We start from the raw sequence: 25,861 nt of genomic DNA on the forward strand, positions 1-25,861 counted from the left end.
GCGCATCGCTCAGTTCCGGGTCGGCGACGGGCTGATGCTCGACGAGCTGGTGCTCGACGAGCTGGTGCTCGACGGGCTGTTGATCGACGGGCTGTTGATCGACACCGTGAGGTGCGTCACCACGTGCTGCACCGCCGCGCCGACGCCGATCCACGCGTTCGCCGCGGTCTGCAGCACGGCGGCGAGATCGCCGTCGAGCCGTGTCGCGTAGTGGTCGGATCCCGAGTACACGCCCGCGGCCTTCGCCTCTTCGATCGCCGCGTAGATGGGCGCCATGTGGTCGACGGCGGGGCTGTTCTCGGAGCCGGGACCGCCGTCGAGCAGCGGGTACAGCGACCAGTGGGCACGGGCCCGCACGCCGCTCGGGTCGAGCGATACGGGATCCGCTCCGAGCGCCGCGACACCCGCGGGCAGCGCGCACTGCAGCTCGCCCGGGCAGCCGCGCGAGAGCAGGATCGACGCCGAGAGGTGCGCCCCGCCGCGGGCCGCCGCCGTGACGACGTCGCGGATGAAGGCGAGCACACGCTGTTCGGTGCCGGTGACGAACGTGGAGATGTCGCCCGTCTCGACGGTCAGGCCGGTGGCGTCGGCCTCGGCGAGCGCGCCCAGGATGATCGCGACGTAGTCGGAGTCGTACACCGAGAGGGTGAACCGGGCGCCCACGCCGTACTGCTGCGGGGTCATCGGCGCGGGATCCGCTCCCGGTGTCGGGGCTGAAGCGGGCGCGGGATCGGCTGGGAACGCATCGTTCGGCTGCGGAGTCACGACCACCACCATAGGGGATCGCTTCGCGCTCGATGACCGAATGTTGCTAGCATGTGGGGCACACGGGAGTCCGGTAGGCCGGGCTGAGAGGAAGGTCATCAACCTTCGACCGTCGAACCTGATCTGGATCATGCCAGCGCAGGGAGACACTCTACGAACCCGTGCCCATCCACACAGAAGGGGCACGCTTCAATGCGCCACCACATCATCACCCATGCCCGTGCCGCCCTGCGGGGCGGCACGGGCTCCGCCCGCTCCGCAGGCACTGCCGGCTCGGCTCTGCGACGGTCCGCCGTGGCCGGGGCCGCGATCCTCGCGGCCGGTCTCGCGCTCACCGCCTGCGCGGGAGCAGCGCCCGCCGAGGACACCGCGGCCGGCGACGAGCCCACCTCCGTCGCCTTCGCACTCGACTGGGCGCCCAACACCAACCACATCGGCGTGTACGTCGCCGACGAGCTCGGCTACTTCGACGAGGCCGGGCTCGACGTCGAGATCCTGCCGTACGGCTCGACCTCGGCCGTGCAGCTCGTCTCGGCCGGTGAAGCCGACTTCGGCATCGGCGGCCAGTCGGGCGTGCAGATGGCGCGTACCGCCGGGCTCGACCTGGTCTCGGTGTACCGGGTCACGCAGACCGACACCGGACGGCTGGTGATGCTGGGCGACCGCGAGGATCTCACCCGCCCGGCCGACCTCGACGGCCTCGTCTTCGGCGGGTTCGGGTCACCGCTGTACTCGGCGCTCGCGGCCTCGACGATCCGCGGAGACGGCGGCGAGGGCGAGTTCGAGGAGGTGGTGCTCGACACGGGCGCCTACGAGGCGCTCTCGCAGGGGCGCATCGACTTCACGCTGTCGGTGTCGACCTGGGAGGATCTCCAGACGCAGATCGACGGCCACCCCTACCGGGCGTTCCGCTACCAGGACTTCGGAGTGCCCGAGCAGCAGTCCACCGGCATCGTCTCGAGCGAGAAGTACCTCGACGCGCACCCCGAGGAGGCCGCGGCCTTCGTGCAGGCGGTCGCCCGCGGGTACGCCTACGCCGCCGAGCATCCCGAGGAGGCCGCCGACCTCCTCATCGCCGCGAACCCCGACACGCTCGGCACCGCCGAGGAACTCGTGCGCCGAAGCGCAGAGCTGATGGCGGGCGACGGCTATCTCGTCTCGAATGAGCGCGGCATCGGCGCTGCGAACCCCGCGGCGTGGGAGGAGTTCGGGGCGTTCCTGTTCGAGGGCGGATTCCTCACCGACTCGGAGGGGCAGCCGCTCACCGAGGAGCCCGACTGGACCGAGTACTACACCGACGAGTACCTGTGACGTACGTGCGGGGAACCGAGGCGGGGGGATCGGCCGCATCGCGCATCGCGGGCGCCGCGGTGCCCCCGATCCTCGCGTTCCTCGTGCTGCTCGCCATCTGGCAGGCGGTGGCGGGTGCGGGCCTGGTGCCCGCAGACATGCTGCCCGCCCCCACTCGCATCGTCTCCGCGGGCCTCGCCGAGCAGTCCGCGCTGCTGCGCCACACCGTGCCCACGCTGCTCGCCACGCTGATCGGGTTCTCGCTCTCCGTGACGGTCGCGTTCGTCACCGCGACTCTGCTCGACTTCTGGGCACCGCTCAGGCGGGCGCTGCTGCCGCTGCTCATCGTCAGCCAGACGCTGCCGCTCATCGCGCTCGCCCCGCTCGTGGTGCTGTGGTTCGGATTCGGGCTGCTGCCCAAGATTCTGCTCGTCGCCTTCGTCACCTTCTTCCCGATGGTGGTCGGCTTCCTGCGGGGCTTCTCGTCGGCGGATCCCGAGGCCGAGCACCTGCTGCGCTCGATGGGCGCGGGACGCCCCACGGTGTTCCGCATGATCCGGCTGCCGGCCGCGACGCCGTCCTTCTTCTCGTCGCTGCGCATCTCGATCACCTACGCGGTGGTGGGTGCGATCTTCGCCGAGTACGCGGGTGCCGTCGCCGGGCTGGGCGTGTACATGCAGTCGGCCAAGAACGTGTTCCGCACCGACCTCGTGCTCTCCGCGGTGCTCATGAGCACGCTGCTCACGCTCGCCCTCTACGCTGCGGTCGTACTGATCGAGCGGTGGTGCGTGCCGTGGCTGCGCATCGAGCAGGGGGCCGAGCGATGAGCGGCACGGCCGCCTCGACGACTGGCGCAGGCGGGACGCTGGAGGTGCGCGGGCTCGGCAAGAGCTTCGGCGCTCGGCGGGTGCTCGAACGGGTCTCGTTCGGGATCGGCCCGGGCGAGATCGTAGCGCTGGTCGGGGCGAGCGGCAGCGGCAAGTCGACGCTGCTCTCGATCCTCACCGGGGCGCTGCAGCCCGACGCGGGCGAGATCCGGTTCGACGGGACCCCCGTTCCGGCGCGCAATCGCCCCTTCGCCTACATGCCGCAGCGAGATGTGCTGCTGCCGTGGCGCCGCATCGCCGACAACGCGGGCATCGGACTCGAGGTCGCCGGGGTGCCGCGGCGCGAAGCGCGCGAGCGGGTGGCACGGCTGCTGCACCCGTTCGGGCTCGCGGGCACCGAGCAGCTGTTTCCCCGCCAGCTCTCGGGCGGCATGCGACAGCGGGTGTCGTTCCTGCGTGCGGTGGTGCAGGACCGGCCGGTGCTGCTGCTCGACGAGCCGTTCGGAGCGCTCGACGCCATCACGAGGGACGAACTGCAGCGCTGGCTGCTCGGCGTCTGGCAGGCCGACGGCTGGAGCATCCTGCTCATCACCCACGATATCCGCGAGGCCGTGCGCCTGGCCGACCGGGTGCTCGTCCTGCCCGCGACACCGGGTCCGCTGGCGGGCGAGGTGGAAGTGAGTCGAGAGATCCCCCGCGTGCGCGGCTTCCTCACCGATCCTCGAGTGCCGCTGCTGGAGGAGTGGTTGCACGGTCTGCTCGCGGCGGCGTCGACACCGGGTCTGCGCGACCCCTGATCCCCTGAAGCGGGCGGCCGCGTGCCTACGCCTCGGCGCGCCACCCCACGGTGACGTCGACCCAGCCCTCCGCTCCGCTCAGCGCTTCGAGCGCCTCGACGGGTACCAGCACGGCCGAGTTGGCGGTGCCGGCAGCGGGGAAGACCGTCTCGAAGCGGCGCAGCGACTCGTCGAGGAAGACGCGGGTGCCATCGGGGTTGGCGAAGGGGCACACCCCTCCGATGGGATGCCCGGTCAGGGCGGGCACGTCGTCGCCCTGCAGCATGCGGGGCTTTCCGCCGAAGCGGCGCTTGAACATGCCGCCGTTCACCTTCGCGTCGCCGGCCGCCACCACGAGCACGGCCCGCTCGGGTGCGTCGGGGTCGTGGAAGCCGAGGGTCTTCGCGATCCGCTCCGGCTCCGTGCCCACCTTCTGAGCGGCCAGCTCGACCGTGGCGCTCGACTCGGCGAATTCGAGGATCTCGCCCGACCATCCGCGTCCGGAGAGGTGCTCGCGTACCCGTGCGGTTCCCATTCGATGTCCCTTCATGACAGAGGTGATGCGGCCGGATCCCACACTACCGGCCTGCAGAGCGGGCATCACGTGCCTCGTGTCAGGGCAGCACCGTGAAGTCCGCGCGAGCGTGCACGACGCCGTTGACCTGCAGCGCCACCCCGTACTCACCCGGGTAGTAGCGACGCGTGGTGATCGGGCGGAACGAGTGCGCGGCCTCGACCGTCGTGCGCTCCCCTGGACCGAGGCTGCGCTGCGCGATCTTGAACACCTTCGAGCGCTCGTCGCCGCGAGCGCCGGGGAAGTGCAGCACGTAGTCGATCATGAGCGCGGCCGGAGCATCGCCCGGGTTCACGATCGTGGCGCCGAAGCGGACGGTGCCGCCGGCCTCGACCCGGCTCGGCGAGACGTCGACGGGCGACACGGTCACGCGTGCCGGCGGGAAGCCGAGCAGGGCGAGCGCCTCGGGGTCGCCGCGCTTCACGAGGGTGCGCAGAGCGTGCCGCGCGGTGCGGGGCACGTGCTCGCCCCCGGCTCGCTGCCACCCGCGCACCGTCTCGAGGCTGAATGCGGTGTGGGCGCGGCTGTGATCGTTGAGGTGGTTCGCGACCGAGCGGCGCACCGAGTCCGACGGGTCATCGTAGAGGGCGTCGAGGATCGGCCGACTCGGCTCGGGGTCGGCGACGAGCGCCGGGATCCGTTCGCCCCACGGGAGCAGGGGACGGCTGCCCTCCGAGGCGAGACGGCGCACGTTCCAGTCGGCGTCCCGGGTCCACTCCGTCATGCTGCCGAGTGCCCGATCCAGATCGTGCAGCAGCATCGGGCGGATCGCGAACTCGGAGGTGAACCGCGGTGTGAGCTCGCGCAGCACGGACATCGCGTCGTCGAACGCGACCCGCGAGTCCTCGTGCACGGCGCGCCGGGCGACCGACAGCCCCACCGGCCAGAGCAGCCAGCCCTCGAAGCCGGGACGCTGCAGCGCCGAGCGCACCACGCCGGTGAGCGCTCCGCGGCCGCCGGGGATGTCCTCGAGGATGCCCTGGGCGAGCGCCCGCGCCCGCCCGCTCAGCGTCAGCGCATCCAGCCGGGAGGCCGCGCTGCGGGTCGCCGGTAGCGGGTTACCGGGAGCCGCGTCGCCGAGCGCTTCGAGCAGTGTCGCGGCGGCCTCCCGCCCCAGCAGCTCGTCCGTCATCGACATGCGGCCCTCCATTCCGCAATCAGCATACGGCTCCCACTCTTCGCGCGTCAGTAGTTGTCACCAAACCTGACGTGAGGTGACAACTACTGACGCGCGAAGACGGGGCGGGAGGGGGCGGGACGGGGCGGGTCGGGTCGGGCCGGATGCGGCGCCCGGACGCCCGGGCGGTTGATCCCGGTCCGATCCGGCACTAGATTGCTGGGTACCACCCGCTGGAAGAACGAGTACCGACAGGCCGAACGACAGGGGGAGATCATGACACGAGACCGCATCGAGCCGAGCGCCGAGGCCTCGGAAGCCGACGTCCTGGATCAGCTGGCCCCAGCGGATCCGAACGAGGAGGAAGCGATCCCGCAGCCGCTCGCCGCGGCGAAGCAGCCCGTGAGCGAGGCCGACTGGGCCGAGCAGCAGAAACCGGTGCCGCTGGACGATGAGCGGGACGCGGAGGGGACCGACGCCTGATCGTGCGCGGCGCCCGCTCCATAGCCGATCCGGGAGACGAGCGAAAGGCCTCGTGGGCGTGCACGGCGCCTGACTAGGGTGGTGAGCATGGCGAGCGAGGAGACGAAGAGTGCGGCCGGGCTGCTGCGGCGGCTCATCGGGCGCGCGCTGCAGCTGCGCATCGTGCGCGCGTACCTGCGCTACTCCGAGCACCGGGGTCCGATGCTCGCCGACAGCATCACCTATCGCGCGCTGTTCAGCGTCTTCGCCGCGGTGCTGCTCGGGTTCTCGCTCGCAGCGCTGTGGCTCGCGGGCAATCCCGACGCCATGCGGGCGCTCACCGAGGCGCTGAGCGCCGCCGTACCGGGGCTCACCGACGTCGTCGACCCGTCGAAGATCGAGGCGCCGGCCGGGTTCACGATCGTGGGCGCGATCTCCTTGCTGGGCCTCGTCGGTGCAGCGATCAGCGCGATCGGCAGCCTGCGCACCGCGCTGCGGGTGCTCGCCGATGAGCTGCACGACGACGGCTTCTTCCTCTGGGTGCTGCTGCGCAACCTGCTGGTGGGGGCCGCGTTCGGCGGGCTGCTGGTGCTCGCGGCGGTGCTGAGCGTGGCCGGGTCGTTCGGGATCGCGACCGTCGCCTCGTGGCTCGGACTCGGCTCGGGCAGCGACGTCGCGAACGCGCTCACGCGGGGGTTCGGGATCGTCGTGGTGCTCGTGATCGACACGCTGGCGGTTGCGCTCGTCTTCCGGCTGCTCTCAGGGGTGGCGGCGCCCGCGCGCGCCCTGTGGGCGGGCGCGGTGATCGGCGGGATCGGGCTCACGGTGCTGCAGGAGCTCTCGGGACTCTTCGTGCGGGGCGCGACCTCGAACCCGCTGCTGGCCACCTTCGCGGCGCTCATCGCGCTGCTGCTGTGGTTCAACCTCTCCGCGCAGGTGATCCTGCTGGCGAGCAGCTACATCATCACGGCCACGGCTGAGGCGAAGGATCGCGTGCGGGAGCGCTACGGCGCCGAGACACTCGCGCAGCACCGTCGGCGCCGCGCCGAGGACGTGCTGCACGCCGCCACTCGGGAGCTGCGGGCCGCGGAGGAGGCCGAGGTCGCGGAGCGCGACACGTCGCGCACCTGACGCCGCGCGGGATCAGCCGAGCGTCTGCCGCACCCGATCCACGACCGCGGCGATCCGGCGCTCGCGGGTCTCGGCGCGCTTCGCCTCGACCACGGAGCGCACGTTCTCCTTGCGGTGCGAGGGCGCCAGCGCGTCGAAGGCGGAGCGCACGCGCGGGTCGGCGTCGACGCCGCGGCGAGATCCTCGGGCACCTCGACGGTGCGCTCGGCGGAGTCGAGCTCGATCAGCGCGGTCACGCTGTCGCCGATCTCGACGCCCAGCTCGGCGCGGGCGGCCTTCGACAGCCCGATGAGGTTCTTGCCGCTCATGCGCGCGAGGCGCAGCCGGGCCGCACGATCGCCGATCGTCACGCGCACCGGCGCGCGCCGGCCGCCGCCCAGCGCCTCGACCTGCGCGTCGCTGAGTTCGATCGCGGTGGCGGGTCCCTGGGGTTCGAGCACCGTGCTGACTTCGAGAGACATGCGCTCATGCTAGTCGCGCGGCCTCCCGACCGCACCACCGGCTCGGGCCGCGCGCTCCCGAGAACACCGACCGCGGCGCGACCGCATGCTCGGCCGTCTATGGTGGGAGGGTGTGCTCGACGTACGGTTTCGGGGGAGGCCCGCACGGCCTCGGCCTCACCTTCGACCTGCCTCCGATGCACGAGCCGGACAGCCGCAGGCTGCTCGCCGAATGGGCTCGCGAGCAGCGGAGCCGCGCGCGCATCACGGGCCGCAGGGCGCGCAACCTCAACCCGATCATCCACGCCGGTTACGGCGATCCCGTCGTCGAGCTCGCCTGGTGGTGGCTGCACGTCGGTGCCGAGCCGGCCCCCTTCAGCGCGTTCAACTCGCGCGACGACACGCTGCTGCGCAAGTGGCGCGAGCCCTTCCAGCGCCGCGCGATCCTGCCCGCTCACTGGTACGTGGAGCAGGGGAGCACCTTCGCGCTCCCCGGCGACGAACTGTTCGGGATCGCGGCCATCGTGACGCCGGTGCCGGGAGCGGCGCCGGTGGAACAGCCGGGCGGCTTGCTCATGAGCTACTCGATGGTCACGCGCGACGCCGTCGCTCGGGCCGCGGAGGCGCACCCGCGCATGCCGATGCTGCTGCCGCGCGACTTCCACGACGCCTGGCTCGATCCCGAGCGACCGGGAGATGCCGCGCTGCTCGCGGCCGCCGTCGAGGCCTCCCGCGGAATCTGCGCCGAGACGCTCCCGATCGGCGGGCGGCCGGATCCCGATCCCGCGCTCGCCCCCGAGGCCGAGCCCGCCGCCGCGCCCACTCTCTTCTAGCCGTACCCGCCGAAGAACTGGCCTGTGTGCCCGAGCCGCTCGAGAGGACCGGGACCGAGGAACGACCGGAGCGGATCCGCGGCGGGCGAGGGCGGGGAGGCCGCGGGCGGGCGAGGGATCCGGCCGGTCTGCGGGAGACGCGGGATCCGTCCGGCGGCGGTAGGCTGAGCGCGGAATCGGGCCGGAACGGGCCCGCAGATGGGACAGACACACTCACCGAGAGGATCACACATGGCCGAGCAGGCTGAGCAGAACGAGCAGCGGACGGCGCGCGAGGCGGCGCTGCGGGAAGAGGTGGCGGCGCAGTTCGAGCGCACCATGGACGACCTGGCGACGCTCGTGCGCATCCCCTCGGTGTCGTGGCCCGCGTTCGACGCGAGCCACGTCGCCGCGAGCGCCGAGGCCATCGCCGAGCTGCTGCGCGAGACCGGAGTCTTCGACGTGGTCGACATCCGCCGCGCACCGGTCGCGGGCGCCGAGGGCGACGCCGATCCCGAGCTCGGCCATCCCGCCGTCGTGGCCCGCCGCGAGCCCCGCAACGGCCGCCCCACGGTGCTGCTCTACGCCCACCACGACGTGCAGCCGCCCGGCAAGGACTCCGACTGGGAGACGCCGCCCTTCGAGCCGACGCTGCGCGGCGGCCGGCTCTACGGGCGGGGCGCCGCCGACGACAAGGCGGGGGTCATGGCGCACCTCGGTGCGATCCGGGCGCTCGCCGCGACCGCGCGGGCCGAGGGGCGGGAGCTCGATCTCGGCATCGCGCTCTTCATCGAGGGCGAGGAGGAGTGGGCCTCGCAGTCGTTCGGCAACTTCCTGCGCGAGAACCGGGACCTGCTCGCAGCCGACGCGATCATCGTCGCCGACTCGGGCAACTGGGACGAGCAGACTCCCGCGCTCACGGTCGCGCTGCGCGGCGCCGTGGCCTTCAATCTGCGCGTCGACACCCTCGCCCACGCCTCGCACTCGGGCATGTTCGGCGGCGCGGTGCCCGACGCCATGCTCGCGACCGTGCGGCTGCTCGACACCCTCTGGGACGCGGACGGCGCGGTAGCGGTCGAGGGGCTGCGCTCCGCCGAGCTGCCGTCGCCCGAGTACGACGAGGCTCGTCTGCGGCAGGAGGCCGGTCTGCTCGACGGCGTCAGCCCGATCGGGCGCGGCGAGATCCTCTCCCGCATCTGGGCGCAGCCCGCCATCTCGATCACCGGCATCGACGCCCCGGACGTCGCGAACGCCTCGAACACCCTGATCCCGAGCGCGCGCGTGCGGGTGAGCGCCCGGATCGCACCGGGGCAGGATCCCGCCGAGGCGTTCACGGCGATCAAGACGCACCTGCTGGCTCGAGCGCCGTTCGGCGCGCGGCTGACGTTCGAGGACGAGGGCCTGGGGCAGGCGTTCCTGGTCGACACGAGCGGGTGGGCGGTCGCGGAGGTGCGCTCCGCGATGGCCGACGCGTGGGAGCGGGAGCCCGTGGACATGGGCGTGGGCGGGTCGATCCCGTTCATCGCCGAGCTCGTCGAGGAGTTCCCCGAGGCTCAGATCCTCGTCACCGGCGTCGAGGATCCCGACGGCCGCGCGCACAGCCCCAACGAGTCGCTGCACGTCGAATCGTTCCGCAAGTCGGTGCTCACCGAGGCGCTCTTCCTGGCTCGCCTCGACGCCCGCTCGCAGTAGGTCGAACTCATGACGGGGCGAGGGATCAGCGGCGGCCGATCCCTCTCCCCGTCGCTGCTCTCGGAGGCAGGCCCCCTCAGTGCTTGTGCTGCGAGCCGTCGGTGCCGGTGTCGCCGCTCGCGGCTGCGCCGGCCGCCTGCGCCTGCAGCAGGTCGCGGATCTCGGTCAGCAGCTCCTGCTCGGTCGGAACGGCGGGCTCGTCGCTGTCGGGGGCGGGCTTGCGCAGGCGGTTCATGGGCATCACGAACACGAAGTAGACGACCGCCGCGACGATCACGAAGTTGATGAGTGCGCCGATCACCGCGCCGAGCGCGAGCGTGCCGCCGCCAGGCAGCCCGATCTGCAGCGCCCCGTCGAGCGAGTCGGCTCGGAAGACCATGCCGATGATCGGGTTGATGAGCGACTCCACGACGCGCTCCACCACCGAGTTGAAGGCGGCGCCGATGACCACGGCGACCGCCAGGTCGACCACGTTGCCGCGCAGCAGGAACTCCTTGAAACCTTTGAACATCTTGACTCCTCTCGAAGACTGGACGCACCCAGGGTAGTTCGCATCGACCCGAGAACGGCGGCACCGCGCAGAGATTCTCGGACCCCGGCCCAGGTTCCTGGGCGGGATCGGCGGGATCGGTGCCGGGATCGGTGCCGGGTCCGGCGCCTTCTCGGGTGTCTCCTCCGGCGGGCAGGGCGCTCCGATCCCGAACGCACGGGGAGCGCCGATCGGGATGCTCTAGCGTGGGAGCCATGGAGTTTATCGGCGCGATGCCCACGGTTGATCTCACCTACTCGGACGTGTTCCTGGTACCGCGGCACTCGGACGTGGGCAGCCGGCTCGGGGTCGACCTGGCGCCCACCGATGACACTCCCGCGACGCTGCCGCTCGTCGCCGCCAACATGAACTCGGTCACGGGTCCGCGCCTCGCGGCGGTGCTCGCGCGGCGCGGCGGCCTCGCCGTGCTGCCGCAGGACCTGTCGCGGGACGACGCAGCCGGTGCGATCCGCTGGGTGAAGGATCAGCCGAGCGCCTTCGACACCCCTCTCGTGCTGCCCGCCGACGCGACCGCCGACGATGCGCTGCGGCTGATCCCGCGCGCCGAGGGACAGACCGTGGTGGTCGTGGCCGGGGATGCGCCCGCGGCCGGAGAACGGGTCTCCGCGGCCTCGGTCCGCGGGGTGCTCTCGGCGAGCCGGCTCGCCTCGGTGCCCGCCGACGCGCGGCTGGGGGACCTGGTGCACGACGAGGTCCCCGTGCTCGACGCCGCCGAGCTGGAGGATCCGCGCGCGGCCTTCGACGCGGTCGCGGCAGCGATCGGCACGGGTTCGATCGGCACGGGTTCGACCGGCACAGGTGCGGACGGACACGGCGCCGAGGCCGTCTGCGTGGTGTCCGGCGGGCAACTCGTCGGCACGCTCTCGCAGCGCTCGGCCCTGCGCCGGTCCATCTACCGGCCTGCGCTCGACGGCGACGGCCGGCTCGCCGTGGCGGCCGCGGTCGGCATCAACGGCGACGCCGCCGAGAAGGCGCGCGCCCTCGCGGCCGCGGGCGTCGACGTGCTGGTGGTCGACACGGCGCACGGCCACCAGGAGGGCATGCTGCGCACGCTGCGCACCGTCTCCGGGCTGGATCTGGGCCTTCCCATCGTGGCCGGCAACATCGTCACCGCGGACGGTGCCGGTGATCTCGTCGCCGCGGGCGCCACGATCCTCAAGGTGGGAGTGGGGCCGGGAGCCATGTGCACCACGCGCATGATGACCGCGGTCGGCCGCCCGCAGTTCTCCGCCGTGCTCGAGACCGCGCAGGCCGCGCGGGAGCTCGGCGCCCACGTCTGGGCCGACGGCGGCGTGCGCTATCCGCGCGACGTCGCGCTCGCGCTCGCCGCGGGAGCCGCCTCGGTGATGATCGGCTCCTGGTTCGCGGGCACCGCCGAGTCTCCCGGCGAGTTGCGCACCGACGCGGACGGCAGGCAGTACAAGGAGTCGTGGGGCATGGCCTCGACGAAGGCGGTGCAGGGCCGCTTCGGCGCGCTCGACGCCTACGAGCGGGCGCGCAAGGAGCTGTTCGCCGAGGGCATCTCGTCGTCGAAGATCTACCTCGATCCGCAGCGCCCCGGCATCGAGGACCTGATCGACATGATCACCTCGGGGGTGCGCTCGTCGTTCACCTACGCCGGCGCCCAGAACCTGCGCGACTTCCACCTGCGCGCCCACGTGGGCCTGCAGTCGGCCGCCGGCTACGAGGAGGGCAAGGCGCTGCCGGTCTCGTGGTGACCCCGGCCGGATGGCGGCCGCTCGCCTCCGGCGGAGCCCGCCTGCCGAAGATATGGGATCTGCCGAAGATATGCCGGATCGAGCTGCGAGCGGCATATCTTCGGCAGATCCCGGATGCACTGCAGCGCACGAACCCGGCAGATGGGCTGATGGCCAGGCGACGGCTGGGTGCGGCGAATAGAATGGTCGGGTTGGCCTCGACAAAGGAGCATCGGTGAAGTACATCTCGACCCGCGGCGGCATGGAGCCTGCACCGTACAGCGCGATCCTGCTGGAGGGGCTCGCCACCGACGGCGGACTCGTGGTGCCCGAGACGGTGCCGCAGGTCTCGTCGGAGCAGGTCGAGGCCTGGCGATCCCTCGCCTACCCCGAGCTCGCGACCGAGATCCTGGGCCTGTACGCCACCGACATCCCGCGCGACGACCTCGCCGCCATGTGCCGCGCCGCCTACAGCGCCGAGAACTTCGTGGCCGACGAGGTCGTGCCGCTCACGCAGCTGGAGGACGGGATCGCGCTTGTCGGCCTGTCTGAGGGACCGACGCTCGCCTTCAAGGACATGGCGATGCAGTTCCTCGGGCAGTCGCTCGAGTACGTGCTGGCGCGCAGCGACCGCGCGCTCAACATCATCGGCGCCACCTCGGGCGACACCGGCTCGGCGGCCGAGTACGCGCTGCGCGGCAAGGACGGCATCGCGGTGTTCATGCTCTCGCCCCAGGGCCGCATGAGCGACTTCCAGCGCGCGCAGATGTACTCGCTCGCCGACGACAACATCCACAACATCGCGGTCGCGGGCGTCTTCGACGACTGCCAGAACCTCGTCAAGGCGCTCTCGGGCGACCTCGGGTTCAAGCGCGCCAACCACCTCGGCACCGTCAACTCGATCAACCTGGGCCGCATCAGCGCTCAGATGGTCTACTACTTCTGGGCGTGGCTGCGCGCCACCGACGGCGTGCCCGCGGCCGAGCGCGCCGGCTTCGAGGTCTCGTTCACGGTGCCCTCGGGCAACTTCGGCAACATCCTCTCGGGCCACCTCGCCCGCGCGATGGGCCTGCCGATCCGCCGCCTCGTGCTCGCGGCCAACGAGAACAACGTGCTCGACGAGTTCTTCCGCACCGGCGTCTACGCGCCGCGCGCCGCCGCCGAGACCTACGCGACCTCGAGCCCGTCGATGGATATCTCGAAGGCCTCGAACCTCGAGCGCTTCGTGTTCGACCTGCTGGGCCGGGATCCCGAGCGGCTCGCCGCCGCCTGGCGCGAGCTCGACGAGACGGGCCGGATCGACCTCACCGCCGAACTGCCCCGCTTCGAGGCCGAGTTCGGCCTGCAGAGCGGCACGAGCACGCACGCGGATCGCGTCGCGACGATCCGCTCGGTGTTCGAGACGAGCGGGGTGCTGATCGACCCGCACACCGCCGACGGTGTGAAGGTGGCGCGCGAGCGCGTGGAGCCCGGCGTGCCGATGCTGGTGCTCGAGACCGCGAAGCCGGCGAAGTTCCCCGAGATCGTGTTCGAGGCGACGGGGGAGCGCATCGGCATCCCCGAGCACCTCGCGGGCCTGATCGAGCTGCCGCAGCACGTTACCGAGATGGCCGACGACGAGGCGGAGCTGCGCGCGTTCATCGCGGACCGCGCGGTGCAGCGCTAGGGCGCGGGCACCGGGCGCCCCTCGGCTGAACGGGCATCCTTCGCTGCGAACCGCCGCGGGATCCACCCGAAAGTCGGTGCAAGCTCCTAGTCTGGGGGGAGGACGAACGGAGGACCGAGATGTTCGGATGGTGGGGGAGACGCGAGATCGAGGATCGCGTCGCACGGCTCGAGCGGAGCGCGGGCGTGGGCGCCGGCCCTGATGGAGGCCCGACAGGCGGTGTCGCGGCCGAATCCAGCAGCCCCAGGCGGGTCTGGGGCGACAGCTTCGGCCTGCTCGCGACGCGATCCCTGCAGATCATCATCGTGCTCGTGCTCACGACGGGCGCGATCATCGGCATGCGGCAGCTCACCACCGTCGTGATCCCGATCCTGCTCGCACTCATCTTCGCGAGCACCTTCCTGCCGGTGATGACCTGGCTGCGGGATCGGCGGGTGCCCTCGGCGCTCGCGACCGTGATCGTGCTGCTCGCCATCGTGCTGCTGCTGACCGGGATCGGCTGGCTCATCGTGTGGGCGGTGCGCGACCAGTGGGACGAGCTCTCGGCGCAGGCGCAGGACGGTTTCGCGCAGGTGATCGACTGGGTGCGCGGCTTGCCCTTCATGCCGCCCGATGCGCAGCTGCGCGAGTGGGGCGACCAGATCGTCGACTTCCTCACGAGCGCGCAGTTCGGCTCGGGGGCGCTCGCCGGGGTGGGCGTGATCACGAGCTTCGTGACGGGTCTCGTCCTCATGATCGTGGTGCTGTTCTTCTTCCTGAAGGACGGGCCGAAGATCTGGCGCTTCATGCTGCGCCCCTTCGAGGGGCGGGCCCTCGCCCGCGCAGAGCGCGTCGGCGAGAAGACGGTGTCGACGCTCGGCTCCTACGTGCGGGGCACCGCCTCGGTCGCCGCGGTCGACGCCATCGGCATCTACATCGGCCTGCTCATCCTGCAGGTGCCGCTCGCGATCCCGCTCGCGGTGCTCGTCTTCGTGCTCTCGTTCATCCCGCTCGTCGGCGCCACCCTCGCGGGGATCCTCGCCGCGCTCGTGGCGCTCGTCGCCAACGGACCGCTCAGCGCGGTGCTCGTCGTCGGTGTGGTGGTGCTGGTCAACCAGCTGGAGGGCAACTTCCTGCAACCGGTGCTCATGGGGCGTGCGCTCAAGCTGCACCCGCTCGTCATCCTGCTGGCGTTGACCATCGGTACGGTGCTGAGCGGCATCCTGGGCGCGGTGCTCGCGGTGCCGATCGCCGCGGTCGCCTGGGGGATCATCCAGGTGTGGGACGGCCCGGGGCTGCCCGCGCGACTGTTCCGCCCGAAGCCGGGAGAGATCGTGGCGAAGAGCTGACGTGCGGCGCGGAAGGCGCCGCACCGACAGCGACTCCGCTGCGCTACGCTGAGAGCACCAGAGCGGGGGCGCGGCCGCCCACGTGAACCCGGTGAGAGGAGCGAATCGTGCGACTGCTGTTCCAGATCATCTCCCAGGTGGTGCTCGCGGCGATCGCGCTCGTCATCGTCCACTTCGCGCTGCCGGGCTTCGAACTGCACCTCGGGGGCTTTCTCACCGCCCTCGGCGTCTTCACCGTCGCCCACGCGGTGCTCGGTCCCTTCGTGCTGAATCTCGCGCAGCGCTACGCGGCCCCGCTCGCCGGCGGTGTCGGGCTCGTCGCGACGCTGCTCGCGCTGTGGGTCGCCTCGCTGTTCCAGGGCGGCATCGAGATCCACGGCGTCGAGACGTGGGTGCTCGCGCCCATCATCGTGTGGGTGATCACGGCGCTCGGAGGCTGGATCTTCATGGCCTTCGTCATCGACAAGTGGCTGAAGCGCCGCGCGGCGCAGAAGGTCATGCGTCAGGCGAAGCCCTGACGGCGGATCGCGCGGGCGTGCTGGGCGAACCGGTGCCGGGCGACCCGGTGTCGGGCGACCCGGTGCTGCTGGCCGAGCGCGTCGCGGTGCGGCTCGACGGAGCCGTGCTGCTGCCGGAGACCTCCATCGAACTCGCGGCGGGGGTGTGCACGGTGGTGCGCGGACCGAACGGAGCCGGTAAGACGACGTTGCTCCGGGTGCTCGCGGGGCGGTTGAGGCCGAGCGCGGGATCGGCGCGGCTCAGGGCCTCCGGCGATGCTCCGCTGGACGAGCGCCGGCGGGAGGTGCGGGAGCACATCGCGGCGCTCATCGAGCCCCCGACGCTCTATCCGGACCTCACGATCAGGGATCAGCTCGCGCTGATCGAGGCGGCGTGGGCGGGCGGGCGCCGCGCCGACGGCGGAGACGGCGGCCCCGCCTGGGCCGGTCTGGGCGGGGAAGCGCTCGCGGTCTTCGGGATCGAGGCCCTCGCCGATCGCTTCCCCCACGAGCTGTCGAGCGGCCAGCGGCAGCTCGTGTCGCTGTCCGTCACCTTCGCGCGCCCCTGCTCGGTTCTGCTGCTCGACGAGCCCGAGCAGCGCTTGGACCCGGATCGCCGGACCCTCGTCGCGGAGGCCATCGTCGCCGCGCGGGAGCAGGGTGTCGCGGTCGCCTGTGCCTCGCACGACGCGGTACTGGTCGAGCGCGTCGCCGATGCGCAGGTCGTGGTGGGTGCGGCGTGAGCCCGGCGGGAGCCGCGCGGCGGAGCATTCGATGAGTCGGGGCGGGCGCGCCGAGACACGTGCGATCCGCGCCGTGCTGCGACGCCGGAGCGACCGGATCGGACTCTCCGAGGTGTCGTACCGCATCTATCTCGCCGTGATGCTCGTCATCATCGTGGGGGCTCCCGCCGTGCGGGGCATCGTGCTCTGGTTGAGTGGCGCCCTGCCCGCGGGCGGGGAGACGTCGCCGGGAGCGCTCGCGGCGGCGCTCACCGCTCTGACCGCGCTGCTCGTGCTCGCCGGCGCGCACGGGGGACCGGCGCACGCCGCTCTGCCGCAGCTCGACCTGCTGCACACGACCCCGATCCCGCGCGCCCGACTGCTCGCGGCGCCGGTGCGGCGCGGGTTCGCGGCCGGCGCTGCGAGCGGTGCGCTGCTCGCCGGGCTCGTGGCCGCGGCGCGGGGGCTCCGCGGAGAACTCGATCCGGGGCTCGGCGCCGCCCTGCTGCTGGCGGGAGCCGGGATCGGGGCGATCGCCGCCGGAGCCGTGCTCGTGGGGCAGGCCGGACGGCGAGTGCGCGCCGCGGTCGCCGCCGCGCTCGCCCTGCTGGCCCTGACGCAGTGGCGGTTCGGGATCCCGCCCGATCCCTGGTCGGCTGCCGCACGACTGCTCGCTTCGAGCACCGACGGGGCGACGCAGACGGGGCTGGGAGCCGCGACGGTCTTCGGACTCGCGGTGATGCCGGTGCTCGGGGCGGCGCTGGCGGTGGTGCTCGCTCCGCTCCTCGTGAACCGGATGCGGTGGGAGTCGCTGCGGGAGCAGGCCGCGGGCGCAGACGTGGTGCAGGTGCTCGCACTCTCCGGGGACCCGGGTGCCGCGCTGGCGCGGCTCGGGGCGCCCGTGCGCACCGGGCGGCGATGGCTGCTGCGGCCGATCCGGAACCTCACCGCCGCGATCGTGCAGCGCGATCTCCTGGGCATCGCCCGAACTCCGGCGCGTAGCCTCGTGGCTCTCGCCGGAGTCGGTGCCGCGGGGGCGCTGTGGGGGATCGTGATCGGCGCGGGCCCGGCCTCTGCCGGACCCGTTCCCGCCGGACTGCTCGGCGCGGGATCGCTGCTGCTGGCGCATCTCGCGGCCGTACCGTGGTTCCGTGGACTCGCAGCGGCCGCCGCCGGTTCGGGATCCGCGCCGCTGCTCCCCGGCTCGCCCGCCGGGATCGCCGCCCGCCACCTGATCGTGCCCGGCGCGCTCGCCACGGCGGCGTATCTCGGCGGGGCGATCTGGAGCGGTGCCGTGCGGGGGAGCGACGTGGACCCCTCGGCGCTCCCGGGGTGGGTGATCCCGGCCTCGGGCGTGCTCGTCGTCGCGACCGCGCTGCTGCTCCGTGCGCTCGCGGCGTTCAAGGGGCCGCTGCCGATGAAGCTGCTGGCTCCGGTGCCGACCCCCGCGGGAGACCTGGCCGGCATCAACGTGTTGCTGTGGAGTCTCGACGGCCCGATCAGCGCCGTGCTCGCCGGAGCACTGCTCGGGGTGCTCTGGGCGCCCGTGGCCGCCACGGGCGGGTGGCCGATCGCCGCCTCGATCGTGTCGTTGCTGCTGCTCGCCGTCCTATCGGCCTGGGCGCTCGTGCGGATGGCTCCGGCTGCGCAGGGGAGGTGATCTGGCGTCACGTGGGCCGGGGCCGCTCGTGGCACGGAATCAGGCGGGACACACCCGGGATGCGCGTGCCGATTTTGCGTGAGGCGCGGAGGTGTGCCAAGATATATGAGTTGCCACGGCAGCGGGGTGAGAATCCCGAGGCCTGGAAGCGTCCGGCCCCATCGTATAGCGGCCTAGTACGCCGCCCTCTCACGGCGGTAACGCGGGTTCGAATCCCGCTGGGGTCACCGGAAACAGAAGCCTCACCTTCGGGTGGGGCTTCTGTCCTTTCCGGGGTGCGCGGGAACCCGGCCTTTACTCGTCAGGAGTTGCTGCCTCGCCGCAGGTTTGGCGACATCTACTGACGCGCGGAAGCGGGCCGGCAGGCATCGCGTGAGCGCGGGCAGGATCGGGCTGCGGCCTCGCGCGGGTAAGCTGGAGGCGTTGTGTCCCAGCACGAAGAGGAGCGCTCAGTGACCCGCACCATCAAGCTCGCCGTCATCCCGGGTGACGGCATCGGACCCGAGGTGATCGAGCAGGCGAATCGTGTGCTCGACGCGGTGCTCGCGGGCGGTGACGTAGCGCTCGAGCGCACGGAGTTCAAGCTCGGGGCCGAACGCTATCTCGAGACCGGCGACACGCTGCCCGCCGAGGAGCAGGCCGAGCTCGCGGTTCACGACGCCATTCTCTTCGGCGCGGTCGGCGGCGTGCCGGGCGACCCGCGTCTCAAGAACGCGAACATCGAGCGCGGGCTGCTGCTCAAGCTGCGCTTCGACTTCGAGCACTACGCGAACGTGCGGCCCTGCACGCTGTTCCCGGGGGTCGAGTCGACCCTCAAGAACCCGGGCGAGGTCGACTTCGTGGTGGTGCGCGAGGGCACCGAGGGTCCCTACGCCGGCAACGGCGGCCGCCTGCGCCCCGACACCCCGAACGAGGTGGCGACCGAGGTCTCGGTCAACACGGCCCTCGGCATCGAGCGCGTCGTCCGCTACGCCTTCGAGACCGCGCAGAAGCGGCCGCGCAAGAAGCTCACCTGGGTGCACAAGACGAACGTGCTCGTGCACGCGGGCGCGACCTGGCAGCGGATCGTGCAGGCCGTCGCGGCCGAGTACCCCGACATCGCGGTCGACTACATGCACGTCGACGCCGCGACGATCCACATGGTGCAGGGGCCGGATCGCTTCGACGTCATCGTCACTGATAATCTGTTCGGAGACATCCTCACGGACCTGGCCGGCGCCATCGGCGGCGGCATCGGGCTCGCGGCCAGCGGCAACATCAATCCCGACGGCTCGTTCCCGAGCATGTTCGAGCCCGTTCACGGATCTGCGCCCGACATCGCGGGGCAGCAGAAGGCGGACCCGACCGCGGCGATCCTCTCCGCAGGCCTCATGCTCGACCACCTCGGCCTCGCGACCGAGGGCGACCGCGTACGCGACGCCGTGCGCGCCGACCTCTCCTCGCGCGGCGACGCCGCGCGGGCCACCGCGCAGGTCGGCGACGCCGTGATCGCGCAGTTGCCGCCGCGCGGGGCGTGAGCGCCCGGCACTCCACCTCGAGAAACCTCCGACGCAAGAGAGCGAACCCATGACTGACCTGGCCTTCACCCGCACCGAAGCCGACCGCTTGCCCGCTGCAGAGCGCGAGGCGATCCTGCGCGATCCCGGCTTCGGCAACCACTTCACCGATCACATGATCTCGATCGTGTGGACCAAGGACGCCGGATGGCACGACGCCGCGGTCGTTCCGTACGGCCCGATCCCCATGGATCCGGCGTCGTCGGTGCTGCACTACGGTCAGGAGATCTTCGAGGGGCTCAAGGCGTACCGCCGCCCCGACGGCTCGATCGTCACCTTCCGCCCCGAGGCCAACGCCCGCCGCCTCAACGAGTCGGCCCACCGGCTCGCCCTGCCCCGGCTTCCGGAGGAGCTCTTCGTGCAGGCCATCCGCGAGCTCGTGAGCATCGACGCCGACTGGGTGCCCGGCGGGCAGGATCAGAGCCTCTATCTGCGGCCGTTCATGATCGCTGACGAGAACTTCCTCGGCGTGCGCGCCGCCGAGCGCGCCCGCTTCCTCGTCATCGCGAGCCCGGCGGGCCCGTACTTCAGCGGCGGCGTGAAGCCGGTGTCGATCTGGCTGTCGCAGGACCTCGCCCGCGCGGGCCGGGGCGGCACGGGCGCCGCGAAGTGCGGAGGCAACTACGCGGCGTCGCTGCTGCCGCAGCGCGTCGCGGCCGAGAACGACTGCCAGCAGGTGCTGTTCACCGACTCCGCGACCGTCGACACGATCGACGAGCTCGGCGGTATGAACCTGTTCCTGGTGCGCGCCGACGGCACGCTGCTCACCCCCGAGCTCAACGGCAACATCCTCGACGGCGTCACCCGTCGCAGCCTGATCCAGCTGGCGAAGGATCGCGGCCACGCGGTGGAGGAGCGGGATCTCACCGTCACCGAGTGGCGCGAGGGCGCTGCCGACGGCACCATCACCGAGGCGTTCGCCTGCGGCACCGCCGCCGTGATCACCCCGATCCGCCAGTTGAAGGGCGAGGGTCTCGATATCGACTTCGGCGACGGCGCACCGGGCGAGCTGACGATGTCGCTGCGCGAGGAGCTGACCGGCATCCAGAGCGGCATCCGCGAGGACCGCCACGGCTGGCTCGAGGTGCTCGTCGAGGCGGAGGCCGCAGCGTGAAGGTCGCGCGCTTCCAGTTCGACGGCGAGATCTCATTCGGCGTCCTGGATCAGTCGGAGAACGGGCAGGAGATCGAGCTGGTCGAGCTCACCGGCGACCCCATGGTCGCCGGCTTCGACACGACCGGGCGCCGCATCCGACTCGAGGACGCACGGCTGCTCGCACCGGTGATCCCTCGTTCGAAGGTGGTCTGCATCGGCAAGAACTACGCCGATCACGTCGAAGAGATGAAGAACGTGACCGGCGGCGAGGCCCCTGAGGAGCCGCTGCTCTTCCTGAAGCCCAACACTTCGGTGATCGGCCCGGGCGAGCCCATCCTGCGGCCCGCGATCTCGAATCGTGTGGAGCACGAGGGCGAGCTCGCAATGGTGATCGGCGCCGTCACGAAGGACGTGTCCGAGGAGGACGCGCTGAAGCACGTCTTCGGCTTCACCTGCGCCAACGACGTCACGGCCCGCGATCTGCAGATCAAGGACGGGCAGTGGACCAGGGGCAAGGGCTTCGACACCTTCTGCCCGCTGGGGCCTGTGATCGAGACGGACCCGGATCTCAGCGACGCTCGTGTCGTCACGCGCGTCAACGGAGAGGTGCGCCAGGAGGGCCGCACCTCCCAGCTGATCCACTCCCTCGCGCGCATCGTGGCGTTCGCCTCGCAGGCGTTCACGCTGCTGCCGGGCGACGTGATTCTCACCGGCACCCCCGCAGGAGTCGGGCTGCTCGAATCCGGCGACACCGTCGAGGTGGAGATCGAGGGGATCGGGATCCTGCGCAACCCCGTGCTGTGATTCCCGCCATCGCGGCAGAGCAGAGCAGCATCGCGAGACACGGCGCAGTTCGTCGTAACAGTGTGTGGCGCGCACAGGGACTGTGCCACACTGGAAACCCCGCGAGAAGGGCAGGTGGTGGGATGGCCTCAGACTCCACCCGTGCGCCGAGGTTCGGTGTCGAAGAGGAATTCATGCTGCTCGACGCCGGGACGGGGCTTCCCCGCGACGGTGCCGAGGAGTTGATCGCCGCGCTACCGGGCCTGCGCGCCGAGCACGAGTTCTTCCACAGCCAGCTCGAGACGGCCACACCGGTCTGCGAGACGGCCGACGAGGCGCTCGAATCGCTCGGAGAGTTCCGGGCTGGAGCCGCGGCTGCGGCCGACGGCCTCGGGCTGGTGCTCGCGGGCACGGGGCTGCCGCCCATCGGCGGAGAGGAGCCGGGGCGGGTGGTCCCGAAGCCCCGTTATCTCGAGATCGCCGATGCAGTGCGCGGATCGGTCGCCCGCTACTACTCGACCGGCGCCCACGTGCACATCGAGGTGCCATCGCGCGACATCGGAGTGCAGGCGATCGCCCGCTTCGCCCGCTGGTCGCCCGTGCTCGCGGCGCTCGCGGCGAACTCGCCCGTGTACCTCGGCGAACGGACCGGGTATGCGAGCTGGCGCTATCTGCTCACGCAGCAGTGGCCCACCTCCGGCTATCCGCCGGCGTTCGCCGACAGCGGCGAGTACGAGCGGGTGGTGAACGGCCTGGTGCGCGCCGGAGCGCTCGTGGACACGGCGATCGTGAACTGGGCGATCCGGCTTTCGGAGCGCTTCCCCACGATCGAGCTGCGCACGGCCGACACCCAGCTGCGCTCCGAGGACGCGGTCGCTCTCGCGCTGATCTTCCGCGCCCTCACGGCGCGTGCGCTGCGCGAGCACGAACTCGGCGAGACCGTGAAGCACCCGCAGCCCGACCTCTTGCGGGGCGCGCACTGGCGGGCCGCGCGCGACGGTGTCGCGGGCGAGCTCTTCGACCCCTTCGACGGGGAACCGCGGCCGGCGTTCCAGCTCGTCGACGCCATGATCGAGCACGCCTCCGACGAGCTCGCCGCCGCCGGCGACGGGGATCTCGTCGAGCGCTTCATCGAGCGCAGGCGCGCCGACCGCGGACCCGCGCAGTTGCAGCTCGATGCCTGGGACGCCGACGGCATCGGCGGTCTCCTGGACCTCTACCGCGCGGGATCGTAGCGGGCTGCCGTGTCCCGCCGCTCGGCTCGGCTCCTCCGCGAGAAGCGGTCGTGGCCGACGCGGTTCTCGGCTACTCTCGGAAGCAGCGGGGACGCGGCTGCGAAGGAGGAGCCAGAGTGGCGAGCGAATGGCGTGCACTGCGCAGCGGTGAGTCGGCCCGCGAGCGCCGCGGGCGTCTCGCGCAGGCGCACGAGGCCTTCGTCGCCGGTGCGGTGTCGACCGACGACCCCGCCTCGCTCGAGCGATTCGCCGCGCAGGCGGAGTTGCGCCCGGTGGTCGTGGAGTCGTGGCTGCGGTCGCAGCGGCGCACGATCGACCCGTTCCGCGCGCCGGAGCAACCCGCGCTGACCGACGAGGAGCTGGCCGAGCTGCGCCGCATCCACCCCATCGCACGGGTGCTCCCCGTGGTGCAGCGGCTGCTCTTCGAGGAGGCCGGCGACTCCGGGCTCATCGTGGCGGTGGGGGACGCCGCCGGCCGGCTGCTGTGGCTCGACGGGGATCCGGGGTTGCGCTCGAAGGCCGAGGACATGGGGTTCCGGGCAGGGATGGACTGGTCGGAGGCCGCGGTGGGCACGAGCGCGCCCGGCAGCGCACTGGCGCTCGACCACGCGATCCAGGTGCTCGGCGCCGAGCACTACAACCGCGCCGTGCACCAGTGGAGCTGCACCGCAGCCCCCGTGCACGACCCGGCGAGCGGCGCCATCATCGGCGTCATCGATGTCACCGGGGGCGACACCGCGGCGTCGCCCCACATCCTCCCGCTCGTCGAAGCGACGCTCGCCGCGGTCGAGGCCGAGCTGAAGCTCGAATCGCTGCGCGCGCTCATCGATGCGGAGCGGCCGGGGAAGACGGCGGCGAGCCCCCGGCGCGCGGCACCACGACTGGTCGTGCTCGGGCGCGATCCGGCGCTCCTCGAGCACGACGGAGGATCCGCCGTCGTGTCCGGCAGGCACGCCGAGATCCTGCTCTCGCTGGCGGCCGCTCCGCAGGGCCTCGGCGCGGCGGCGCTCGCCGAGCAGGTGTACGGCACGGCGGGCTCGGAGCACACTCTCCGGCCCGAACTGGTGCGGCTCCGCAAGTGGCTCGCGCAGCAGGGCGCCGGCATCGATCTGCTGTCCCGGCCCTACCGCCTGAGCCGGCCGCTGCGGGTGGACGCCGTCGAGGCGCTCGAGGCGCTCGGACGCGGGGCACACCGGCTCGCACTCGCAGCCTACGAAGGGCCCGTGCTGCCGGGTTCGGCCGCGCCGGCGATCGAGCGGCTGCGCGCGGAGGTCGACGCCACGCTGCGCGAGTCGATGCTGCAGTCGGCGGCCGCGGAGCCGCTCTTCGACTATGCGCAGAGCTGGGCGCCCGATGACGAGCAGGTGTGGGAGACCCTGCTGCAGGTGCTGCCGCCGCTCTCGCCGAAACGGGCACGGGTCGTCGCGCGGCTGGATCAGCTCGCGCGCGAGCCCTGAGCCGGGTCGCGCCCGAAGCACTCCGGAAACACGCGTGCAACCTCCGTGCAACGGTGGCGGGCGTAGCGTCGGGATCACCGGACCGCAGCGGCGGTCCGTTCCCCGACAACGACGTCATAAGGAGAGCCATCATGGCCGTATACGCAGCCCCGGGCCAGCCGGATGCGCTGGTGCAGTTCAAGAGCCGGTACGAGCACTACATCGGAGGCGAGTGGGTGCCGCCGGTCAAGGGCCAGTACTTCGAGAACGTCACCCCGGTGACGGGCAAGGCGTTCTGCGAGATCGCCCGCGGCACCGCGGAGGACATCGAGGCCGCACTCGACGCGGCGCACGCCGCCGCACCCGCGTGGGGCGCGACCAGCCCGGCGGAGCGCGCGGTGATCCTGAATCGGATCGCCGACCGCATGGAGGAGAACCTCGAGATGCTCGCGGTCGCCGAGACCTGGGACAACGGCAAGGCCGTGCGCGAGACCCTGAACGCCGACCTGCCGCTCGCCATCGACCACTTCCGCTATTTCGCCGGCGCGATCCGCGCGCAGGAGGGCGGGATCTCGCAGATCGACGAGGACCTGGTGGCCTACCACTTCCACGAGCCGCTCGGCGTCGTGGGACAGATCATCCCCTGGAACTTCCCGATCCTCATGGCCACCTGGAAGCTCGCCCCGGCGCTCGCCGCGGGCAACGCCGTGGTGATCAAACCGGCCGAGCAGACTCCGGCCTCGATCCTCGTGCTCTTCGAACTGATCGGCGACCTCCTCCCGCCGGGCGTCGTCAACGTCGTGAACGGCTTCGGCGCCGAGGCGGGCAAGCCGCTCGCCTCGAACAAGCGCATCCGCAAGATCGCCTTCACCGGTGAGACGACGACCGGCCGCCTCATCATGCAGTACGCCTCGGACAACATCATCCCCGTCACGCTCGAGCTCGGCGGCAAGAGCCCGAATATCTTCTTCGAGGACGTCATGGCGCAGAACGACGCCTACTGGGACAAGGCGCAGGAGGGCTTCGCGATGTTCGCCCTGAACCAGGGCGAGGTCTGCACGTGCCCGTCGCGCGCCCTGATCCAGGAATCCATCGCGGGCGACTTCCTCGACGCCGTCGTGGAGCGCACCGAGCGCATCACGCGGGGCAACCCGCTCGACACCGACACCATGGTGGGCGCCCAGGCCTCCAACGACCAGTTCGAGAAGATCAAGTCGTACCTCGACATCGGCCGCCAGGAGGGGGCTCAGGTGCTCACGGGAGGCGGCGTGGAGGATCTGGGCGGCGAGTTCTCCGAGGGCTTCTACATTCAGCCGACCATCTTCCGCGGCGACAACTCGATGCGCATCTTCCAGGAGGAGATCTTCGGGCCGGTGGTGTCGGCGACGACCTTCACCGACTTCGACGACGCGATCCGCATCGCGAACGACACGCTCTACGGGCTCGGCGCCGGTGTCTGGAGCCGCAGCGGCAACACCGCCTACCGCGCCGGCCGCGCGATCCAGGCGGGCCGCGTCTGGGTGAACAACTACCACTCCTACCCGGCGCACGCGGCGTTCGGCGGATACAAGTCGAGCGGCATCGGGCGCGAGAACCACCTGATGATGCTCGACCACTATCAGCAGACCAAGAACCTGCTCGTGAGCTACAGCGAGAACGCGCAGGGGTTCTTCTAAGAGGCGGCTCCCGGTTTCGACTCGCCCCGCTGGTTGAGCGAGCCGCAGGCGAGTCGAAACCCGGGGGCGTACCC

General features: G+C 71.7%; 24 protein-coding genes, 1 tRNA gene, 1 pseudogene and 1 riboswitch. Of the genes and pseudogenes, 20 read left to right on the top strand and 6 right to left on the bottom strand.

The features are described 5' to 3' along the window. Positions 1-9 precede the first annotated feature (9 nt). On the bottom strand, positions 10-765 hold the full coding sequence (locus tag AMS65_RS17320) for a Ykof family thiamine-binding protein (protein ID WP_241489500.1): 756 nt from the start codon (positions 763-765) through the stop codon (positions 10-12). Between the two features lie 52 nt (positions 766-817). Then, positions 818-927, top strand: a riboswitch (TPP riboswitch). Positions 928-957: 30 nt separating this feature from the next. On the opposite strand from AMS65_RS17320, the gene AMS65_RS17325 reads away from it, so the two are divergent. The 3 genes from AMS65_RS17325 to AMS65_RS17335 are packed head-to-tail and all read left to right on the top strand — an operon-like array spanning position 958 to position 3,679. Beyond that, positions 958-2,076 (top strand): ABC transporter substrate-binding protein, encoded by a 1,119-nt coding sequence (locus AMS65_RS17325; protein ID WP_083451812.1) that lies wholly within the window; start codon positions 958-960, stop codon positions 2,074-2,076. Further along, complete coding sequence (locus tag AMS65_RS17330) at positions 2,073-2,882, top strand: ABC transporter permease (RefSeq protein WP_241489501.1); 810 nt, start codon at positions 2,073-2,075, stop codon at positions 2,880-2,882. Before AMS65_RS17325 ends, AMS65_RS17330 begins: the two co-directional genes overlap by 4 nt. Then, the gene (locus tag AMS65_RS17335; RefSeq protein ID WP_053385408.1) at positions 2,879-3,679 is read left to right on the top strand and encodes an ABC transporter ATP-binding protein; all 801 of its coding nucleotides are present in this window, start codon (positions 2,879-2,881) and stop codon (positions 3,677-3,679) included. Before AMS65_RS17330 ends, AMS65_RS17335 begins: the two co-directional genes overlap by 4 nt. A gap of 25 nt (positions 3,680-3,704) precedes the next feature. Here the strand turns inward: AMS65_RS17335 and AMS65_RS17340 are convergent, their stop codons facing one another. Then, complete coding sequence (locus AMS65_RS17340) at positions 3,705-4,193, bottom strand: YbaK/EbsC family protein (RefSeq protein ID WP_053385409.1); 489 nt, start codon at positions 4,191-4,193, stop codon at positions 3,705-3,707. Positions 4,194-4,272: 79 nt separating this feature from the next. Next, positions 4,273-5,370, bottom strand: a complete 1,098-nt coding sequence (locus AMS65_RS17345) for a hypothetical protein (protein WP_053385410.1) — start codon at positions 5,368-5,370, stop codon at positions 4,273-4,275. A 255-nt stretch (positions 5,371-5,625) separates the two neighbouring features. Between AMS65_RS17345 and AMS65_RS17350 the strand changes: the two genes are divergently transcribed. Further along, positions 5,626-5,832 carry a hypothetical protein gene (locus AMS65_RS17350; RefSeq protein WP_053385411.1) on the top strand — a complete coding sequence of 69 codons (207 nt, stop codon included), beginning with the start codon at positions 5,626-5,628 and terminating at the stop codon, positions 5,830-5,832. An 87-nt stretch (positions 5,833-5,919) separates the two neighbouring features. After that, positions 5,920-6,942, top strand: a complete 1,023-nt coding sequence (locus AMS65_RS17355; RefSeq protein WP_053385458.1) for a YihY/virulence factor BrkB family protein — start codon at positions 5,920-5,922, stop codon at positions 6,940-6,942. A 12-nt stretch (positions 6,943-6,954) separates the two neighbouring features. Here AMS65_RS17355 and AMS65_RS20420 read toward each other — a convergent pair whose 3' ends face one another. Then, positions 6,955-7,092: a YdeI/OmpD-associated family protein gene (locus AMS65_RS20420; protein ID WP_241489503.1), complete on the bottom strand. Its 138-nt coding sequence runs from the start codon at positions 7,090-7,092 to the stop codon at positions 6,955-6,957. 137 nt (positions 7,093-7,229) lie between these two features. Next, a pseudogene (locus AMS65_RS20425) lies at positions 7,230-7,403 on the bottom strand (DUF1905 domain-containing protein); the annotation flags it as partial. Positions 7,404-7,513: 110 nt separating this feature from the next. Between AMS65_RS20425 and AMS65_RS17365 the strand changes: the two are divergent. Continuing rightward, positions 7,514-8,215, top strand: a complete 702-nt coding sequence (locus AMS65_RS17365) for an SOS response-associated peptidase family protein (protein ID WP_083451813.1) — start codon at positions 7,514-7,516, stop codon at positions 8,213-8,215. 231 nt (positions 8,216-8,446) lie between these two features. Further along, positions 8,447-9,886: a dipeptidase gene (locus tag AMS65_RS17370; RefSeq protein WP_053385413.1), complete on the top strand. Its 1,440-nt coding sequence runs from the start codon at positions 8,447-8,449 to the stop codon at positions 9,884-9,886. Positions 9,887-9,962: 76 nt separating this feature from the next. Here AMS65_RS17370 and mscL read toward each other — a convergent pair whose 3' ends face one another. Then, positions 9,963-10,397, bottom strand: a complete 435-nt coding sequence (mscL, locus tag AMS65_RS17375) for a large conductance mechanosensitive channel protein MscL (RefSeq protein WP_053385414.1) — start codon at positions 10,395-10,397, stop codon at positions 9,963-9,965. Between the two features lie 233 nt (positions 10,398-10,630). On the opposite strand from mscL, the gene guaB1 reads away from it, so the two are divergent. From guaB1 to exaC, 13 genes are all read left to right on the top strand, one after another. Continuing rightward, positions 10,631-12,154 carry a GMP reductase gene (gene guaB1 / locus AMS65_RS17380; protein WP_053385415.1) on the top strand — a complete coding sequence of 508 codons (1,524 nt, stop codon included), beginning with the start codon at positions 10,631-10,633 and terminating at the stop codon, positions 12,152-12,154. Between the two features lie 214 nt (positions 12,155-12,368). Next, positions 12,369-13,799 (top strand): threonine synthase, encoded by a 1,431-nt coding sequence (gene thrC / locus AMS65_RS17385; protein ID WP_053385416.1) that lies wholly within the window; start codon positions 12,369-12,371, stop codon positions 13,797-13,799. A 119-nt stretch (positions 13,800-13,918) separates the two neighbouring features. Further along, entirely contained in the window at positions 13,919-15,127 is a 1,209-nt protein-coding gene (locus tag AMS65_RS17390) for an AI-2E family transporter (RefSeq protein ID WP_053385417.1), read from the top strand. Positions 15,128-15,234: 107 nt separating this feature from the next. Next, positions 15,235-15,645, top strand: a complete 411-nt coding sequence (locus AMS65_RS17395) for a phage holin family protein (protein WP_053385418.1) — start codon at positions 15,235-15,237, stop codon at positions 15,643-15,645. Positions 15,646-15,662: 17 nt separating this feature from the next. Next, on the top strand, positions 15,663-16,367 hold the full coding sequence (locus AMS65_RS17400) for an ABC transporter ATP-binding protein (RefSeq protein WP_157502414.1): 705 nt from the start codon (positions 15,663-15,665) through the stop codon (positions 16,365-16,367). A 31-nt stretch (positions 16,368-16,398) separates the two neighbouring features. Next, positions 16,399-18,006, top strand: coding sequence for a hypothetical protein (locus AMS65_RS17405; RefSeq protein WP_053385419.1), 1,608 nt, complete (start codon positions 16,399-16,401; stop codon positions 18,004-18,006). A 154-nt stretch (positions 18,007-18,160) separates the two neighbouring features. After that, a tRNA-Glu gene (locus AMS65_RS17410) sits at positions 18,161-18,233 on the top strand. A 225-nt stretch (positions 18,234-18,458) separates the two neighbouring features. Next, positions 18,459-19,523, top strand: coding sequence for a 3-isopropylmalate dehydrogenase (locus tag AMS65_RS17415; RefSeq protein WP_053385420.1), 1,065 nt, complete (start codon positions 18,459-18,461; stop codon positions 19,521-19,523). Positions 19,524-19,572: 49 nt separating this feature from the next. Then, positions 19,573-20,676: a branched-chain amino acid aminotransferase gene (locus tag AMS65_RS17420; RefSeq protein ID WP_053385421.1), complete on the top strand. Its 1,104-nt coding sequence runs from the start codon at positions 19,573-19,575 to the stop codon at positions 20,674-20,676. Continuing rightward, a complete protein-coding gene (locus AMS65_RS17425; RefSeq protein WP_053385422.1) occupies positions 20,673-21,461 on the top strand; it encodes a fumarylacetoacetate hydrolase family protein in 789 nt (262 codons plus the stop codon). The genes AMS65_RS17420 and AMS65_RS17425 overlap by 4 nt, the downstream gene beginning before the upstream one ends. 122 nt (positions 21,462-21,583) lie before the next feature. After that, positions 21,584-22,675: a carboxylate-amine ligase gene (locus tag AMS65_RS17430; RefSeq protein WP_053385423.1), complete on the top strand. Its 1,092-nt coding sequence runs from the start codon at positions 21,584-21,586 to the stop codon at positions 22,673-22,675. A gap of 116 nt (positions 22,676-22,791) precedes the next feature. Beyond that, on the top strand, positions 22,792-24,132 hold the full coding sequence (locus AMS65_RS17435) for a sigma-54-dependent transcriptional regulator family protein (protein WP_053385424.1): 1,341 nt from the start codon (positions 22,792-22,794) through the stop codon (positions 24,130-24,132). Positions 24,133-24,263: 131 nt separating this feature from the next. Further along, a complete protein-coding gene (gene exaC, locus AMS65_RS17440; RefSeq protein WP_053385425.1) occupies positions 24,264-25,787 on the top strand; it encodes an acetaldehyde dehydrogenase ExaC in 1,524 nt (507 codons plus the stop codon). Positions 25,788-25,861: the final 74 nt, after the last annotated feature.

This window comes from Leucobacter celer subsp. astrifaciens (assembly GCF_001273835.1).
GTDB classification, from domain to species: Bacteria; Actinomycetota; Actinomycetes; order Actinomycetales; family Microbacteriaceae; genus Leucobacter; species Leucobacter celer.